Source organism: Streptomyces sp. NPDC005799 (assembly GCF_040630525.1).
Classification (GTDB): domain Bacteria; phylum Actinomycetota; class Actinomycetes; order Streptomycetales; family Streptomycetaceae; genus Streptomyces; species Streptomyces griseorubiginosus_B.
Genome location: NZ_JBEXXQ010000040.1, coordinates 55,763 through 71,165, shown reverse-complemented (window position 1 = coordinate 71,165; position 15,403 = coordinate 55,763). Strand labels below are relative to the sequence as shown.

13 protein-coding genes are annotated in these 15,403 nt (G+C 70.3%); 10 read left to right on the top strand and 3 right to left on the bottom strand.

All coding sequences use genetic code 11. The features are described from left to right. Window positions 1-76 precede the first annotated feature (76 nt). The 5 genes from denD (at window position 77) to ABZ453_RS33505 (ending at window position 3,820) form a co-directional block, all read left to right on the top strand. Window positions 77-1,093, top strand: coding sequence for a D-erythronate dehydrogenase (gene denD, locus ABZ453_RS33525; RefSeq protein ID WP_359020878.1), 1,017 nt, complete (start codon window positions 77-79; stop codon window positions 1,091-1,093). Window positions 1,094-1,151: 58 nt separating this feature from the next. Next, window positions 1,152-1,898, top strand: a complete 747-nt coding sequence (locus tag ABZ453_RS33520) for a phosphotransferase (RefSeq protein WP_359020876.1) — start codon at window positions 1,152-1,154, stop codon at window positions 1,896-1,898. A gap of 217 nt (window positions 1,899-2,115) precedes the next feature. Then, window positions 2,116-2,607: a DUF2975 domain-containing protein gene (locus ABZ453_RS33515; protein WP_359020874.1), complete on the top strand. Its 492-nt coding sequence runs from the start codon at window positions 2,116-2,118 to the stop codon at window positions 2,605-2,607. Next, a complete protein-coding gene (locus ABZ453_RS33510) occupies window positions 2,607-2,828 on the top strand; it encodes a helix-turn-helix transcriptional regulator (protein ID WP_356765513.1) in 222 nt (73 codons plus the stop codon). Before ABZ453_RS33515 ends, ABZ453_RS33510 begins: the two co-directional genes overlap by 1 nt. An 86-nt stretch (window positions 2,829-2,914) precedes the next feature. Beyond that, window positions 2,915-3,820, top strand: coding sequence for an NAD-dependent protein deacetylase (locus ABZ453_RS33505; RefSeq protein ID WP_359020871.1), 906 nt, complete (start codon window positions 2,915-2,917; stop codon window positions 3,818-3,820). 55 nt (window positions 3,821-3,875) lie between these two features. On the opposite strand, the gene ABZ453_RS33500 is transcribed toward ABZ453_RS33505, so the two are convergent. Continuing rightward, window positions 3,876-8,051, bottom strand: a complete 4,176-nt coding sequence (locus tag ABZ453_RS33500) for a beta-galactosidase (RefSeq protein WP_359020869.1) — start codon at window positions 8,049-8,051, stop codon at window positions 3,876-3,878. A 415-nt stretch (window positions 8,052-8,466) separates the two neighbouring features. Here ABZ453_RS33500 and ABZ453_RS33495 point away from each other — a divergent pair, with 415 nt between their 5' ends. Next, on the top strand, window positions 8,467-10,899 hold the full coding sequence (locus ABZ453_RS33495) for a SpoIIE family protein phosphatase (protein ID WP_359020867.1): 2,433 nt from the start codon (window positions 8,467-8,469) through the stop codon (window positions 10,897-10,899). An 87-nt stretch (window positions 10,900-10,986) separates the two neighbouring features. Continuing rightward, on the top strand, window positions 10,987-11,229 hold the full coding sequence (locus ABZ453_RS33490) for a DUF5302 domain-containing protein (protein ID WP_359020865.1): 243 nt from the start codon (window positions 10,987-10,989) through the stop codon (window positions 11,227-11,229). A gap of 18 nt (window positions 11,230-11,247) precedes the next feature. Here ABZ453_RS33490 and ABZ453_RS33485 read toward each other — a convergent pair whose 3' ends face one another. Both ABZ453_RS33485 and ABZ453_RS33480 read right to left on the bottom strand, forming a co-directional pair. Further along, window positions 11,248-11,931, bottom strand: coding sequence for a class I SAM-dependent methyltransferase (locus ABZ453_RS33485; RefSeq protein ID WP_359020863.1), 684 nt, complete (start codon window positions 11,929-11,931; stop codon window positions 11,248-11,250). Between the two features lie 139 nt (window positions 11,932-12,070). After that, complete coding sequence (locus tag ABZ453_RS33480) at window positions 12,071-12,607, bottom strand: TetR/AcrR family transcriptional regulator (protein ID WP_356765525.1); 537 nt, start codon at window positions 12,605-12,607, stop codon at window positions 12,071-12,073. 76 nt (window positions 12,608-12,683) lie between these two features. Here ABZ453_RS33480 and ABZ453_RS33475 point away from each other — a divergent pair, with 76 nt between their 5' ends. The 3 genes from ABZ453_RS33475 to ABZ453_RS33465 all read left to right on the top strand — a co-directional run bounded on the left by ABZ453_RS33475 (window position 12,684) and on the right by ABZ453_RS33465 (window position 15,169). Next, window positions 12,684-13,733: an aldo/keto reductase gene (locus tag ABZ453_RS33475; protein ID WP_359020861.1), complete on the top strand. Its 1,050-nt coding sequence runs from the start codon at window positions 12,684-12,686 to the stop codon at window positions 13,731-13,733. Window positions 13,734-13,889: 156 nt separating this feature from the next. Further along, window positions 13,890-14,912 (top strand): aldehyde reductase, encoded by a 1,023-nt coding sequence (locus ABZ453_RS33470; RefSeq protein ID WP_359020859.1) that lies wholly within the window; start codon window positions 13,890-13,892, stop codon window positions 14,910-14,912. Window positions 14,913-15,022: 110 nt separating this feature from the next. After that, on the top strand, window positions 15,023-15,169 hold the full coding sequence (locus ABZ453_RS33465; protein WP_359020858.1) for a hypothetical protein: 147 nt from the start codon (window positions 15,023-15,025) through the stop codon (window positions 15,167-15,169). The last annotated feature ends 234 nt before the right edge of the window (window positions 15,170-15,403 follow it).

Sequence of the window (15,403 nt, the reverse complement as noted above, 5' to 3'; positions counted from 1 at the left end):
GGCTCGTGGGTGTCTGGTCCGGCTCGGGACGGGGCAGTGTGGACGCGAGACCTGGTGCGGAGGGGAGGCGGGGCCGGTGCGGGTGGTCGTGACGGGTGCGTCCGGGTTTCTGGGCGGCATGCTGGCTGAGCGTCTGGTGCGGGCGCGGGAGTTGGGGGGTGTTCCGGTCGACCGGCTGGTGCTGGCCGACCAGGTGACGCAGCCCGACCGCGCGCTGGTGGCCGACCCGCTGGTGGAGGTGGTCCGCGGGGACCTGGCCGCCTGCTGCCAGGACCTGTTCGCCCAGCCGGTGGACGTGGTCTTCCACCTCGCGGCCGCGGTGTCCGCGGCTTGTGAGGCGGACTTCGAGCTGGGCCTGTACGCCAACGTGGACGCCACGCGAGCCGTTCTCGACGCGGCCCGGGCGCAGGCGGCGGCGGGCGGGCCCGTGGTGCGGCTGGTCTTCGCCAGCAGCATCGCCGTCTACGGCTCCAGTCCCGACCTGCCGCTGCCATCGGTGGTCAGCGAAACCACGCTTGCGTTGCCGCAGTCGAGCTACGGCAGCCAAAAACTGATGTGCGAGCAGCTGATCACCGACATGACCCGCCGTGGCCTGCTCGACGGCCGGGTCGCTCGGCTGATGACGGTGGCGGTCCGCCCGGGTGCCCCCAACGCGGCCGCCTCCAGCTTCATCTCCGCCCTCATCCGCGAACCGCTCGCCACCCGGCCGACGGTCTGTCCGGTCGACCCGGCCCTGCGCGTGGCGGTCGCGTCCCCGCGCCGCACCATCCAGGCGCTGACGCATATTGCCGAGGCCGAACGCGGCACCGGCCCCGGCCGGCTGAGCTGTGTGCTGCCCGTCAACCTGCCCGCGCTGACCGTCTCCGTGGCCGAGATACTGGCCGCGCTGCGAGAGGTCGCCGGAGGGGACGTGGTGGACCTGGTGAGCCTGGCACCCGATCCGGCCATCGAAGCCATCGTCGGCTCGTGGCCGGCCGTCTTCGATTCGGGGCGCGCTGCCGCACTGGGCCTGCGGCCTGATCCGAGCTTCTTGAGCGTGGTCAGGGACTACGTCGCCGATCACCGAGACGCCGTAACCGCGGTCCTGCTGTGATCACCGCAGGTGAGAAATCCGGCGACGGTCCCTGACATCCCGCGGATACTGGTCGGCCATGGATGAGGTCGAGGTCGTCGTCGCCCATTCCGAGCGCGCGACCTTGCGCGTCGGCGATGTGTTTTTGAAGGTGGACGCCGATCAGGCGCGCATCGACGCCGAGGTCGAGGCGATGTCCATCGCGCCGGTGCCGACCCCGCAGGTCCTGTGGCGCAAGCCGCCCGTGCTGGCGCTCGCCGCGCTGACCGGGACGACGCTGGGACGCCTCGGCGGGCCGTCGACCGGGTCGCCGACGGCATGGGCCGCGGCGGGCGCCGCCATCCGGAAGGTGCACGACGCGCCCCTGCCGCCGAAGCTCGGCAGGGCCGGCCGGAGCGTCAGTGCACTGGTGGCGGAGCTGGACGACGAGTGCGAGTGGCTTGTGGCGAATGGCGTCCTGCCGGGGGACCTGGTCACTCGCAACCGCCAGGTCGCCGAGGCCGCGCTGCGGCCGTGGACTCCGGCGTTCACCCACGGCGACCTGCAGATCGCCCACGTCTTCGTCGACGGAGACGAGGTCACGGGCATCATCGACTGGTCCGAGGCGGGGCGGGGTGACGCCGTGTACGACCTCGCCACCTTCACGCTCGGACACGAGGAGCATCTGGAGGACCTCATGGCCGGTTACGCCGCCGACGTCGACCTCGACGTGATCCACGCGTGGTGGTCGTTGCGCAGCCTGCTGGCCATCCGCTGGCTGCTCGAGCACGGTTTCGACGCGTTCGCGCCGGGGTGCGAGGTCGACGTCCTGAGATCCCACATGTGAGGACGTCCGGGCCGGTACTGATCACTCCTCGTGCCGGCCGGCTGAATCTCGGCTTCGGATTCGCCGGTTGCGGCTTCGGCGCACTCGGATGGGTCGGCCCACGGCGCGCCTGCTCCTGGTGGCGGTGGGTGTCCTGGACGCGGAGGGCGACGGCTTCTCTTGCCTAGGCTATCGATATTCGATAGATTCCCATCGTGATTCGATGGGAGGACAGGTTGTGGGAAAGCTGACAGTGGCCGCGCTGCGTGCCGTGCTCGTGATGGTGTTCGTCGGGACGCTGTTCATCCAGGCGTTGATGGTGTGGGTGTTGGTGGGCGGGAGCGATCCGGAAGACGGCACACTCCCGCTGACCGCGTTTCGCATCGTCACGATCGTGGGCATGGTGTCGGTCCAGGTCGCCGTCGTCTGCGTCGGGCGGTTGGTGGCGATGGTGCGACGCGGCACCGTGTTCTCCCACACCGCCTTCCGGTACGTGGACGGCGTGATCGGTGCGATCGTGGCCGCTGCCCTCCTGTGGTTCACGGTCACGGCCATCAACGCACCCGGACAGCGCGACGACCCGGGCGTCACCCTCATCATGGGCGGCATCGGCGTGGCCATCCTCGGCGTCGCTCTCATCGTGCTCGTGCTGCGGATGCTGCTCGCCCAGGCCGTCGCGCGCGACGTCGAGGCGACGCAGATGCAGGCCGAGCTGGACGAGGTGATCTGATGCCGATCGCCGTCGACATCGACGTGATGCTGGCCAAGCGGAAGATGTCCGTGGGCGAGCTCGCGGACCGCGTGGGCATCTCACCCGCCAATCTGGCGGTCCTGAAGAACGGCCGCGCCAGGGCCGTGCGCTTCACGACGCTGGCCGCGCTGTGCGAAGTGCTCGAGTGCCAGCCGGGCGACCTGCTGCGCTGGGAGGCCGAGGACCTGGCCGGCGGATGACCGGCGCTGGTCCCGGTGACTCGGTGCGGGGCAGTAGCGGGGGTGCTCGGCCGCGGTTCGTCGCCCCGCTTCCGTACCCTGGCGCCATGCGCATGCGCCCCACCCTGAGTTGGACTCCCTCCGAGGACCTGCCGCCCGGTACGACGGATCTGCGGCCGGTCGTCGACGCCTTGCGAGCCGGCGGTGTGCTGGTGCTCAGTGGTGCGGGCATGTCCACGGAGTCCGGCATCCCCGACTACCGCGGTGAGGGCGGGAGCCTGAGCCGGCACACGCCGATGCTGTACCAGGACTTCACGGGGAGCGCCCGGGCGCGGCGCCGGTACTGGGCGCGCAGTCACCTCGGCTGGCGCGCCTTCGGGCGGGCCCGTCCCAACACGGGGCACCGTGCGGTCGCCGAGTTCGGGCGGCAGGGGCTGCTCGCGGGGGTGATCACCCAGAACGTGGACGGGCTGCACCAGGCCGCCGGAAGCGAGGGCGTCGTGGAACTCCACGGGAGCCTGGAGCGGGTGGTGTGCCTGGACTGTGGCGCCCTCAGCCCGCGGCGTGAACTGGCCGCCCGGCTGACGCAGGCCAATCCGGACTTCGCGCCGGTGGCGGCGGGCATCAACCCGGACGGTGACGCGGACCTCAGCGACGACCAGGTCGGGGACTTCCGCGTGGTGCCCTGCGTGGGCTGCGGCGGCATCCTCAAACCGGACGTGGTGTTCTTCGGCGAGGCCGTGGCGCGGCAGCGGGTCGAGCGGTGCCGGGAGCTGGTGGGCGCCGCGGACACGCTGCTCGTCCTGGGCTCCTCGCTGACGGTGATGTCGGGGTTCCGGTTCGTGCGCCAGGCCGCGGAGGCGGGGAAACCGGTGCTGATCATCAATCGGGACGTGACGCGGGGGGACCGGTATGCCCTCACCCGGATCGAGCTCCCGCTGGGGCGGGCACTCGCCACGGTGAGCGGTCAGCTCGGTCTCTCCGGCGACAGCCTGGCGGCGCCTTCGCTCTGACGTGCTGCACCGGCCGGGCCGCTTCCCGGGCTCGCGCCCGGGAAGCGGCTGCGCGCTAGTCGCAGGTCAGGGTCGGCATCGCCCAGTCGCCGTGGTCGTTGCCGTTGCCGTCGCCGGCGTCACCGACCCTGAGGTCGATCACCTGGGCGCCGCTGACGTCGACGTCGATGGGCACCGTGGCCTGTTTGCCGCGGATCGTCGGCGTGGTCACCAACGTCCTGCCGTCGGCGATCACGGAGAACGTCACCGTTCCCGCGCCGCCGGTCTCGTCGTCGACCCCGACATCCGCCGTGAACCGCGAGCAGGTGCCGGCGAGATAGAGCTCGACGTCGCTGACCGAGTTGGTGCCCAGACCCTTGGTGTAGCCGACTCCGGCGATGGTGATCGGCCGGCCGTCGCCGGCCGCCTGCTCGCCGACGCTGCTGTCGCGTTCCACGGGACCCCAGCCGTTGGTGGACGACAGGAACGTCAGGTCGCTCACCGCGCTCTTGCCGGACGGCGGAGCGGGCGGGATTCCGCCGACGATCCGCTCGTCACCGCCGACGGCCTGGCGTCCGTTCTGCCGGTAGTGCACCGTCGCCGTGATCGCCGAGGCGGACGGCAGCGTCCCGGTCGGCGGCTGGACCTTCCAGGTGAAGGTGGCCGAGCCGCCCGGTGGCACCCGCCGGACGGACGAGGGGCTCGTGGCGCTGACACTCCAGCCGTCGGGTGCGGCGAGCGAGCCCGTCAGCTCGGACGCGGACGACCGGTCCTTCGGTACCCGCACCGTCGCCTCGGCCGTGAAGGCCTGGGCCGGCTGAGCGGTGTCGGGCACGCTCAGGGTCACGTCCGCTCCCGGACGCTTCGGCATCGCGTACCTACGGGCGTCGTAGCGCGGGCTGTCGTTCTGTGCGACGCGCAGGGACGAGGCGTAGCTGCCGTAATTGGTCAGTGACACCTTGCCCAGCCCGCCGGTGCTGCCGTCCAGGTTCCACACGGCGATGGCGATGCTGTTGCGGCCGTTGGGATTCAGGATTCCGTTGGGTACGGGGAAGGTGTGCTGCGGGCCGAGGTAATTGACGTAGTTGCCGACCTGCCAGCCATTGACGAAGATCGTCGCACGGTACTTGCGTGACGGGTCGTCGGTGAACGTCAGCCCGAGTGAGGTGTCCTGGCCGTGGGGCAGGTCGAGGGCGACGTCGGTCCGGTACCAGGAGACCCCGGGACGGGTGTCGGTGGTCGGCAGGGAGACCCGGTCCCAGCTCTTGTCCGGGTAGCCCGGCAGGGACCAGCCGGCCCGCTCGCCGTACAGGCCGCCCGTCGAGAGCGGCCCGCGCACCGTGTCCAGCAGGTCCTCGCCGCCGCGTACACCCTGCAGCCGCCAGGTGACGGAGGTCAGGGGTGCCCCGACCAGGGAGGCGCTGGTCAGGCCGCGCGCGGTCTTGTTGCCGTTGGTGGAGTTGTAGTCCTCCTCGTGTCCCATGTTCACGGTGAGCACGGAGAGGACGTTGTCGCCCTTGGACTTCACCGAACCGTCCGAGAAGGTGAAGTCGGCGCTGCCGGTGGTGGAGCTGCCCAGGAAGGTGCCGTTCAGCCAGGCGGAGAAGGCCTGCGCGCCGCCCCCTGAGTCCGACACCAGGTGGATGCCGGTTTCCTTGCCGGTGGCGTGGAAGCGGCCGCGGTACCAGGTGTTGCCGGTGTGGAAGCCGTAGTCGTCGGCGTAGAGGACGGGCAGCGAGTTGACGCCGGAGACGCTGTTGGTGGTGGTCTTGTCGGCCACCTGCCAGCTGGAGTCGTCGAACGCGGGGGCCGCTTCGGGGGACTCCTCGGCGTGCTTCCAGTTCGTCAGGTCCGGCAGATGTACCGCCGCGGCCACCGGGATCTTCCCGGTGAGGCTTCCGGTGTCGCCGGCCCGGGTCTTCAGTTCCCTGCCGTTCCAGGTGACGTGGGTGGCGGAGGTGAACGCCTCGATGTTCTTGTCGTCGGCGTTGTCGCCGCTCAGGGCCACGGTGCGGCCGCCGTTGAGGCTGGTCGCGGTGCGCAGCAGATGGGTGCCGCGGACGAGCACCGGTCCGCTCGCCGTGTCCTGACGCCAGAACGTCTTGGCCGTGGCCTTGTCTCCGACGAGCAGGAGCAGCGGGGGCTTTCCGCCGCCGCTGATGCTGATACGGATCAGGCCCTTGTGGGTGTAGTTCAGCCGCAGGTCACCGGTGGCCTCGTCCCAGGTGGTGGTGGCCGAGCCGCCGCTGGTGGTGACGGTGGGCTTTGAGGAGTAGCGCAGCACGGTCTCTCCGTCGCTGCCCGGGTCGCCGTAGAGCACGGCGACATCGCGGTCGCCGATGGCCGCACTGGTCATGATCTCGGAGGTGGAGTACTGCAACTGCGCGTGTCCGAGCTGGTAGTCGGCGACGATCACGTGGGAGTCGCGGCCGTCGAGCGTGATCGCGGTGCCCGGCTGCTGGGGCACGACCGGGTAGGTCGGCTCGTCGGCGGCGGTGCCCGTCGGTACGTCGATGGCGTCGATGGCCACGTAGTTGTCGGTGGAGGCCGAGCTGTGGCTGCCGGCGACGACGATCTTCAGGGTGTGGGATCCGGCCGGCAGACCGGTCTTCTGGAAGATGACGGCCTGGTTCTCGCCGCCGGAGTCGTCGACCGTCGCCACCTTGGTGCCGTCGAGGTAGACGTCGGCGTAGCCGTGGTTGTTGGTCTTCGACCCGATCCAGCGGATCGCGGTGCCGTCGAAGGGGACGGTGAGGGAGTCGCCGGCCTTGTTGGAGAACGACTCGGTGTGCTTGTAGTCGCCCCCGGTGTAGCTCTGGTTGGCGACGTGCGACCACGAACCGGTGTACTGCAGCGCGGAGTCGGGGTCGTCCCAGGTGTAGGTGGTGTCCGCGGCCGGCTGGGCGTTGAAGTCCAGCGAGATGTGGGTCTTGTCGACCGCCGTGGACGTGGAGTTCCCGTGCCGCAGCACATGGAACTGCGTCTTGGTGTCGGGGTTCATCCGGGCGGTGTCGACGACCGCGGAGTCGTCCGGCGGAGTGGTCCTGATCGCCTCGGTCTTGGTCAGCGGCGCGACCGACTGGGTGAAGTACCCGATCAGCTTGTCCTCGTCGTACTTGGCGTCGAGCTGGCGGGTCTCACGGATCGCCGCTCCGTAGTCGTACGACGTGTAGTTCTCCGGCATGCCCAGCCAGCCCCAGTTGGTGCCGCCGTAGGTCATGTAGAAGCTCTGCGCGGTGGCGCCGACGGCTATGTTCTGCTTGTAGAACACGTTGGCGAACTGATCGTTGATCAGCTGGGCGCACTTGTCGTAGCCCGGCCCGCCCCAGGGGTCGAAGGCGCCGCCCTGGAACTCCGGGGAGTACAGCGGCTTGCCGGCCGGGTGGTCGTAGCTGATGTCGGGGACGCCGTTCCACTTCGTGGGGTTGGAGCAGTCGAAGCCCTGCGGGTAGGAGTCCGGGCCGTCGACGTCCAGGGCGCCGGCACCGGAGTTGAAGGTGCCGTTGTTGTTGCCGGTCAGCGGCACGGTGATGCCGTCGGCGCGGGCCTTGTCCTCCAGGTGCTGCATGTAGGAGCGGCCGGCGGCGGAGCCGTTGTAGTACTCGTTCTCGACCTGGTAGGCGATGACCGTGCCGGTACCGTTGGTCAACTGGTGGCGGGCGATGATCCGGTCGATCTGCGTCAGCCATTCGTCCGCGTACTTCAGGAACCGCGGGTCGTCGCTGCGGTTGTTCCCGGCCTTGGTGGTCAGCCAGCCGGGCAGACCGCCGCTGTCGACCTCCGCGTTGATGTACGGCGCCGGGCGCGCGATGACGTAGAGCCCGGCCTCCTGGGCCATGTCGAGCAGCTTGTCGACATCACGCACTCCGCTGAAGTCGTACACGCCCGGCTTGGGGGAGTGGTAGCCCCAGTCGAAGTACAGCGAGGTGGAGTTGAAGCCGGCGGCCTTCATCTTCTGGAAGATGTCCCGCCACAGGTCCGGGCTCGGGAGCCGGAAGTAGTGGAATTCGCCGGACCACAGGTAGGTGCGCTTGCCGTCGACGAGGAACGAGTATCCGTCAAGACTCACGGTGTGCGCCTGCGGACCGGCGTCAGGGGCGGTGGCGGTCGCCTTCCCGCCACTGTCCTGCGCCACGGCGGGCGCGGTCATGCCCGCGGCCAGGGCGATGGTCGCCGCGGTCGAGAGGACCGCCTTCCACCACCGGCCGCGGCCGGGTCTCGCAGCTCTTGAACCGATTCGATTACTCCGCACTGCGGCCTCCATACCGCCTGAGCAATCAGCATCAAACAGACTCAGGCAAAGTCGAACAGTAGAGCCGCGCAAGGAGCAACACAATGGGTCGGAAGCACACGGTCGAGACGGCAGGGGCCGGCGCGAAATGGGCACGAGGGCAGGCCACTTGACTGCACGTCACGCCACCCGGATCAGGCCCGGTGATGGCCTGTGCGGACGGTCGCCGTCACGGGAGCGGTCACCGGGCCGGTACCCAGGCGGTCCTTCATCGGGGTGATGTTCTTCCCCGACCGGTCCGCCGCCTGCGTCGGGCGGGTTGAGCACGGGGTGCCTTGGCGGGATGCTGGAGGCAGTGCCCGTCATCGGTGACGTAGCGCCGAGCCGCGGCGCGATTCGTGCTGTGGCGCGAGAGGAACGATGCCGGACACCGCCCATGGACCAGGAACCCGACACGAGCGCAGCGGCGAGGGACTCGGGGACGCCCGAGGACTTCGCCGTCGTCATCGACGCCCGCGGGGCTGTCATGGCCTGGAGCGCCGGAGCGAGCAGACTGCTCGGGTACGAGGCCGAGGAGGTCGTCGGCCGTCCCGCCGCCTCCCTGCTCGCCGCGAAGCTGCCTTTCGCGATGCGCCGCCGCTTGGCCGCAGGGCAACCGTGGACGAGCGATCTGGCGCTGCACAAACGCGACGGAGACCGCGTCAAGGTGCACCTGCGGGGCTTGCCGCTGGCGCACTCCGAGGCCGGAACCCCTTGGGTCGTCGCCCCGGCGGCGACGGCGTACCCCGCCGCGCCTGCCGACGCGGAGACGGCCGAACTGTGGGGCCTCACCCTCGCCCAGCTCCCCCTGCCCGTGGCCGTCTACGACCGCGATGCCCGGTTCGTGGCCTGCAACCAGGTGATGAGCCGGGCCATGGGACTCACACAGGAGGAGATGAGGGGCCTGACCCTGTGGGAGATCTACCCCGCCCCGCCCCTGGACGAGATCGACCGCCTCCAGCGCCAGGTCGTGGCCACCGGCAAGCTGATCTTCCGCGAGGAGCAGCCGTTCCGGGCCTCCGGCGAGGTCCGCGATCACGCCTGGTCGGTCTATCTCTCCCCGCTCAAGGACCGGGCGGGCGAGGTGCTCGGGGTGTCGGCCGTGGTGATCGACATCACCGGGCAGTACTGGGCCCGACGCCGTCTGGCGGTGCTCAACGAGGCCGGCACCCGTATCGGCAGCACCTTGGACGTGACCCGGACAGCCGAAGAGCTGACCGAAGTGGCGGTGGACGGGTTCGCCGACTTCGTCACCGTCGATCTGCTGGAGTCGGTCGTCCAGGGCCACGAGCCGCAGCCCATACCGCCTGGCGCACCGGTGCAGTGCCGTCGGGCCGCACAGCGGTCGGTGCTCTCCGGCTGCCCGGAAGCCGCGGTCCGGGCGGGCGACGTCGACGTCTACCCCCCAGGAACACCTCCGGCACAGGCCCTCATCACCGGCCAGGGCGCCTACTACCGTGCGAGCGACCCGAAGCTGCGCGAGTGGACGACGGCCTCCCCGGCCCGTGCCGAGAGCATGCGCCGGTTCAAAATGCACTCGGTGATGATGGTGCCGCTGCGCGCACGGGGCATCACCCTGGGCGTGATGCACCTCTTGCGGCACCGGACGGCGGACACGTTCGGCGAGGACGATCTGCTGCTCGCCGAGGAGATCGCCGCCCGGGCCGCGGTGAGCATCGACAACGCCCGCCGCTACACCCGCGAACGCCGCACCGCGCTCACCCTCCAGCGCAGTCTCCTGCCCGCGCGGCTGCCCCGCGCCGAGGCCATGGACCTCGCCTACCGGTACTTTCCCGCCGGTTCGGGGGAGGAGATCGGCGGTGACTGGTTCGATGTGATCGCGCTGTCCGGCGGGCGGGTCGCGCTGGTGGTCGGGGACGTCGTGGGCCACGGCGTGCACGCCTCCGCGACCATGGGCCGCCTGCGCACCGCGGTACGGACCCTCGCCGACGCCGACTTCGCGCCCGACGAGCTGCTCACCCGGTTGGACGACCTGGTCATCCGCCTCGACCGGGAGGAGGGCCCCGACGCGCGACGCGACACCGACGAGGCCTCGGGAGAGGTCGGTGCCACCTGCCTCTACGCCGTCTACGACCCCGTCGCCGGCGTCTGCGATCTGGCCCGGGCCGGACACCCGCCACCCGTCCTGGTCACAGCCGACGGCACCGTACAGCTCCTGGACCTGCCCGCCGGGCCACCGCTCGGCCTGGGCGGACTGCCCTTCGAGGCCGCCCGGATCGACATGAGCGAGGGAAGCGTCCTCGCCTTCTACACCGACGGCCTGATCGAGACCCCCGGTCGCGACATCGATGTAGGACTGGAGCTGCTGACCGAGGCACTGCGCCGCCCGGCCGCCGATCTGGAGGAAGCCTGCGACGAGGTGATGCGCAAGGTACGGCCCGATCCGCCGGCCGACGACATCGTCCTGCTGCTGGCCCGCACCTCCGGACTCGGGGCGGACCGGGTGTGCACCTGGCGGCTGCCCGCCGACCCCGCCGCCGTGGCCGGCGCTCGCCGGACGGCGAGCGAACAGCTGACCGCCTGGGGCCTGGCCGAACTCGACTTCTCCACCGAGCTGATCGTCAGCGAACTGGTCACCAACGCCATCCGCTACGGCAGCGAGCCCATCGAGCTGCGGCTGATCCGAGCCGACGTACTGATCTGCGAAGTCTCCGACTCCAGCAGCACCGCGCCTCACCTGCGACGGGCCCGGGTCTTCGACGAGGGCGGACGCGGACTGCTGCTCGTGGCGCAGGTGGCCGAGCGCTGGGGCAGCCGCCACACGTCCACCGGCAAGACCATCTGGGCCGAACAACCGCTGCCCGACTGAGCGTCCCGGAGCCATGGCGCTGACGCCGCGCACACCTCCCGGCATGGCAAGCTGTCCTCGCAACAGCCCGAGCCCCAGGAGGACACGATGACCGCAGAGTCCGCATCCCAGCAAGGTTCGGAGCCGGCTGACGCCGAGACATCCGCTCCTGTTCCCGCAGGCGACGGCCAGGACGACATCAAGCGCAAGTTCCGCGAGGCCCTGGCACGCAAGCGCGGTGCGCAGGCGGACTCCGCCGACGCTGCCGCGAACGGCGACGCGTCGAAGATCCGCGGCGCGCACGGTCCGGCCGCGCACCAGCGGTCGTTCCGGCGCAAGAGCGGCGGCTGAGCGGCTGACGTACCCGGCTCAGCGCAGTCGGCGTACGCGCAGCACCAGATCGTCGGTGTGGTGCGCGCCGGCGCCGCCGTCGGGCACCACACGGGGCCGCTGTTCGTGCACCTCGACCTGCCAGTCGTCGTCGAGGAGGTCGACGACCATCGAGGGCCAGACGTAGTCAGCCGGGTCGAAGCCGCTTTCGTGGTCCTGCTGGGTCTCCATCCCCGCGTGGTGCACGACCAGCAGCATGCCGCCCGGCGCGACGGCGGAGAGCAGTGCCCGCTCCGCCGCGGCGTCAGGAGTGCGCAGCAGGGCCGGGTACTGCGCCGACACCAGGTCGAAGGAGGCCGGCGGGAGCATCGCGTCGGTCAGCGCCGCGTGTACCCAGTGAACGGCGAGGCCGGCGTCCCGTGCGTGCCCGGCCGCCCGCCGCAGTGCCACGCCGGAGACCTCGAGCGCGGTCACGTCCCAGCCGCGGCGCGCGAGCCAGACGGCGTCCGCGCCCTCGCCGCAGCCGACGTCGAGCACCCGGCCGGGGGTGAGCCCCGCGACCTCGGCCACGAGCGCACCGTTGGGCCGGCCGCTCCACAACTGCTGTCGGTCGGAGTACCGGTCGTCCCATTTCGCCCGCACCGCCGGGTCCCCGAGATATCCATCGGCAGGCCGGGGGGTGTGGGACGCGGGTGATCCTTCTGCGATGTCGTTGTCGGTCACGGATCCACCGTCGCCCAACCGGGTCCTGGCCTGCCACTTCTGTTGCCGGTCCGGCAAAACGGCAGTTGTCGCGCCGCGTCCGCACGTTCACGTCCTGGGGGCACGGTTCCACGGGGCGGGCGCTGTCGTGTGTGGGCGTCTACCGGTGCGTGCTCAGGCCGTCGAGGATGAGCCCGAGCATGTGGGGGGCGCGGTCTTCAGGGGTGGACGCGGCGCGCCACAGTGCCCCGGTGAGTTGGAGGAAATCGCCGGGGTCGGCGTCCTGGCGGATGGTGTCGTCCTTCTTGCCGGCGTCCAGGAGTTGGGTGAGGGCGGCGATGACGGGGCCGTAGCTCTCCTCGGCTATCGCCTGGTGCGCCCCGGCGCTGAGGGCGTCACCCAGGCCGTGCTTCTTGCGCATGGCTTCGACCAGGTCGGTCGTCCAGTGGCGCAGCGCTTCCAGTGGCGGCATCTCGGCCAGCAGGTTCGGCACGGTGCCGGTGATGCGTGCGACCTCGTCCTGGTAGACGGCCAGGACCAGGGCCTCGCGGGTCGGGAAGTTGCGGTACAGCGTGCCCGCCCCGACTCCGGCGCGCTGGGCCACCTGGTTCATCGAGGCGTTGCCGTCCTCGCTGAACGCCTCGCGGGCGGCCGCGAGGATGCGTGCCCGGTTCTCGCGAGCGTCGGAACGAACCACGGGACCTCACCTTGCTAAGTGGAGAACTCTCCACTACGTTATTCGGAGAGCTCTCCACTTACTTTAGAGGGGCGTCATGCACTACATCAAGCTCGGCACCACCGGCATGGACGTGTCACCGATCGCGATCGGCGCGATGACCTACGGCGAGCCCGACCGCGGGCACCCCGTGTGGTCGAAGGGCGAGCAGGAGGCCCGGCCGCTCATCCGGCACGCGGTGGAGGCGGGGATCAACTTCTTCGACACCGCGAACATGTACTCCAACGGTTCCAGCGAGGAAATACTCGGCCGTGCGCTGAAGGACTACGCCGACCGCGACGCCGTGGTCATCGCCACGAAGCTGCGCCACCCGATGCGCCTCGGCCCGAACGGACGAGGGCTGTCACGCAAAGCGATCATGACCGAGGTCGACCACTCCCTGCGCCGTCTGGGAACCGACTACATCGACCTCTACCAGATCCACCGCAACGACCACTCCACTCCCTGGGAGGAGACGCTCGAAGCACTCAACGACCTCGTGAAGGCCGGCAAGGTCCGCTACCTCGGTGCCTCGTCCATGCACGCATGGGAGTTCGCCAAGGCCCTGCACCTGCAGAAGCAGAACGGCTGGGCGCGCTTCGTGTCGATGCAGAACCACTACAACCTCCTCGCCCGCGAGGAGGAGCGCGAGATGATCCCGCTGTGCCTGGACGAGGGTGTCGGCACGGTCATCTGGTCGCCCTTGGCGCGCGGACGCCTGGCCCGCGTGTGGGACGACGCCCGCGCCACGGCACGCTCCGAGACGGACGGAGCGTACGCGGACCTCCTCTACTCGCCCGAGCAGGAGGCATCCAACAAGGCGATCGTCGACGCGGTGGGTCAGGTGGCGCAGGCTCACGGCGTCAGCCGCGCCCAGATCGCGCTCGCCTGGCTGCGACACCGACCGGTCGTCACCGCACCGCTCGTCGGCGCCGGCTCGATCCGGCAGATCGACGAGGCCGTGGCCTCCCTGGAGGTCGAGCTCACCGACGACGAGGTGCGCGCCCTGGAGGCCCCGTACACGCCGCGGTACGACTGGCAGGGCGTATCCGACGAAGCCGAGATGGAGGCCATCCGCCGGCGTGTCCCCGGGATGGCCCTGGCATGAGGCCCGTCGTCCGCTCCGGCGCTGCCGCCGACACAGGAGCCCTTCTCACCCTCATCGGCCCGCTCAGGTCCTGGCCCGCCGAGTTCATCACCGTCGCCACCTGGCAGGACCCGCCGTACTCACCCCTCTACAACATCGCGAGCCGAGGAGACACAGATGGCATCGGTACTGGTCACCGGAGGAACGGGATTCATCGGCAGCTGGTGTGTCCTGACCCTGCTCGATGCCGGACACACCGTTCGCACCACGGTCCGCGACCTGCGGCGTGAACGGGCCCTGCGCTCCTGGCTCCACGCGGCCGGGCCGTCCGACGACGACCGCCTCACGGTCGTACGCGCCGACCTCGAACACTCCGAGGGCTGGGACGCCGCCGTCGCCGACTGCGACTACGTCCTGCACGTCGCCTCCCCGACCCTGCGGCACACCCCGGCCAACGACGACGACCTGGTCGTCCCGGCAGGGGAGGGCGTCGTACGCGTGCTGCACGCCGCCCGTGACGCCAAAGTCCGCCGGGTGGTCCTCACGAGCGCTTTCGGCGCCATCGGGGTCGGGCATCCCCCGCGTTCGACCCCGTTCACCGAGGAGGACTGGACCGACCTCGACAGCGACATCCCGCCCTACCAGCGCTCCAAGACCCTGGCCGAGCGTGCCGCCTGGCGGTTCGTCGAGGAGGAAGGTGATGGTCTGGAGATGGCAGCGGTGCATCCCGTGGGTGTCTTCGGTCCCCTGCTCGGCCCCGACGACCCGCCGTCCCTGCGTCTGGTGCGCAGAATGCTCGAGGGACGGGTTCCGGCGTGCCCGCCCTTCGCGATGGGCTACGTGGACGTTCGCGATGTCGCCGACCTGCACGTGCGCGCGATGACCGATCCGGCAGCCGCCGGAGAACGCTTCCTTGCCGTCGCCGGACACAGCCTCCGCGTCGTCGAGATAGCCCGCATACTGCGTGACCGCCTGGGTGAGCGCGCCGCGAAGGCCCCCACCCGCGAACTGCCCCTCTGGCTCGCCCGCGCGCTGGGCGTCGTGAACCCGGAACTGCGACTGCTCAGGCACCAGCTCGGCCGCGATCTCAACGCCACTGGCGCCAAGGCCGAGCGACTCCTGGGATGGCGGGCCCGTCCGATCGAGGACACCATCGCCGAGACCGCCGAGAGTCTCCTTGCGCACGGCATCGGCCGATGACCCGGACGGCGGCCGGCTTCCATGGATGCGCAGCGCCCGGGAAGAACAGACCTGCCCACAACGGCCATTGACGTTCCCGGCCCGAGCACCGGGATCTGTTGAGCAGGTGCGTGACTCCTGACCGGACGATCGCCTTCCAGCGCACCGTGGGCAGCGCGGCGGTGAACCGGATGGTCGCCGAGAACGCGGCGAGTGGGGCGACAGTCCACCACGCGGGGGCCGGCGACCACACGTGGCACGTCGATCTCCCCAGCTGACAACCCGGCAGTATCTCCGCCCACTCATCTGTGTGAACCACTTCGGATCGGAGCAACTACCTTGCAGGAGTGAGGTACGTGGGGGAGGGGCTGTGGCCGACGGAGTCTCGGACGGTTTCCGGTACAACATCACGCACACCTATGTCACGGGCCAGGCCGGTGACAGCACGCGGACAGCGACCCTGGTCGGCACAGGGGGCAGTCTGGAGCGCTTCGCCGACCGGGTGAACGAGC

Coding starts and splice junctions, on each gene's coding strand:
- ABZ453_RS33510 (WP_356765513.1), top strand. CDS start 2,607: ATGCCGATCGCCGTCGACATCGACGTGATGCTGGCCAAGCGGAAGATG.
- ABZ453_RS33490 (WP_359020865.1), top strand. CDS start 10,987: ATGACCGCAGAGTCCGCATCCCAGCAAGGTTCGGAGCCGGCTGACGCC.
- ABZ453_RS33470 (WP_359020859.1), top strand. CDS start 13,890: ATGGCATCGGTACTGGTCACCGGAGGAACGGGATTCATCGGCAGCTGG.
- ABZ453_RS33505 (WP_359020871.1), top strand. CDS start 2,915: ATGCGCATGCGCCCCACCCTGAGTTGGACTCCCTCCGAGGACCTGCCG.
- ABZ453_RS33475 (WP_359020861.1), top strand. CDS start 12,684: ATGCACTACATCAAGCTCGGCACCACCGGCATGGACGTGTCACCGATC.
- ABZ453_RS33495 (WP_359020867.1), top strand. CDS start 8,467: ATGGACCAGGAACCCGACACGAGCGCAGCGGCGAGGGACTCGGGGACG.
- ABZ453_RS33520 (WP_359020876.1), top strand. CDS start 1,152: ATGGATGAGGTCGAGGTCGTCGTCGCCCATTCCGAGCGCGCGACCTTG.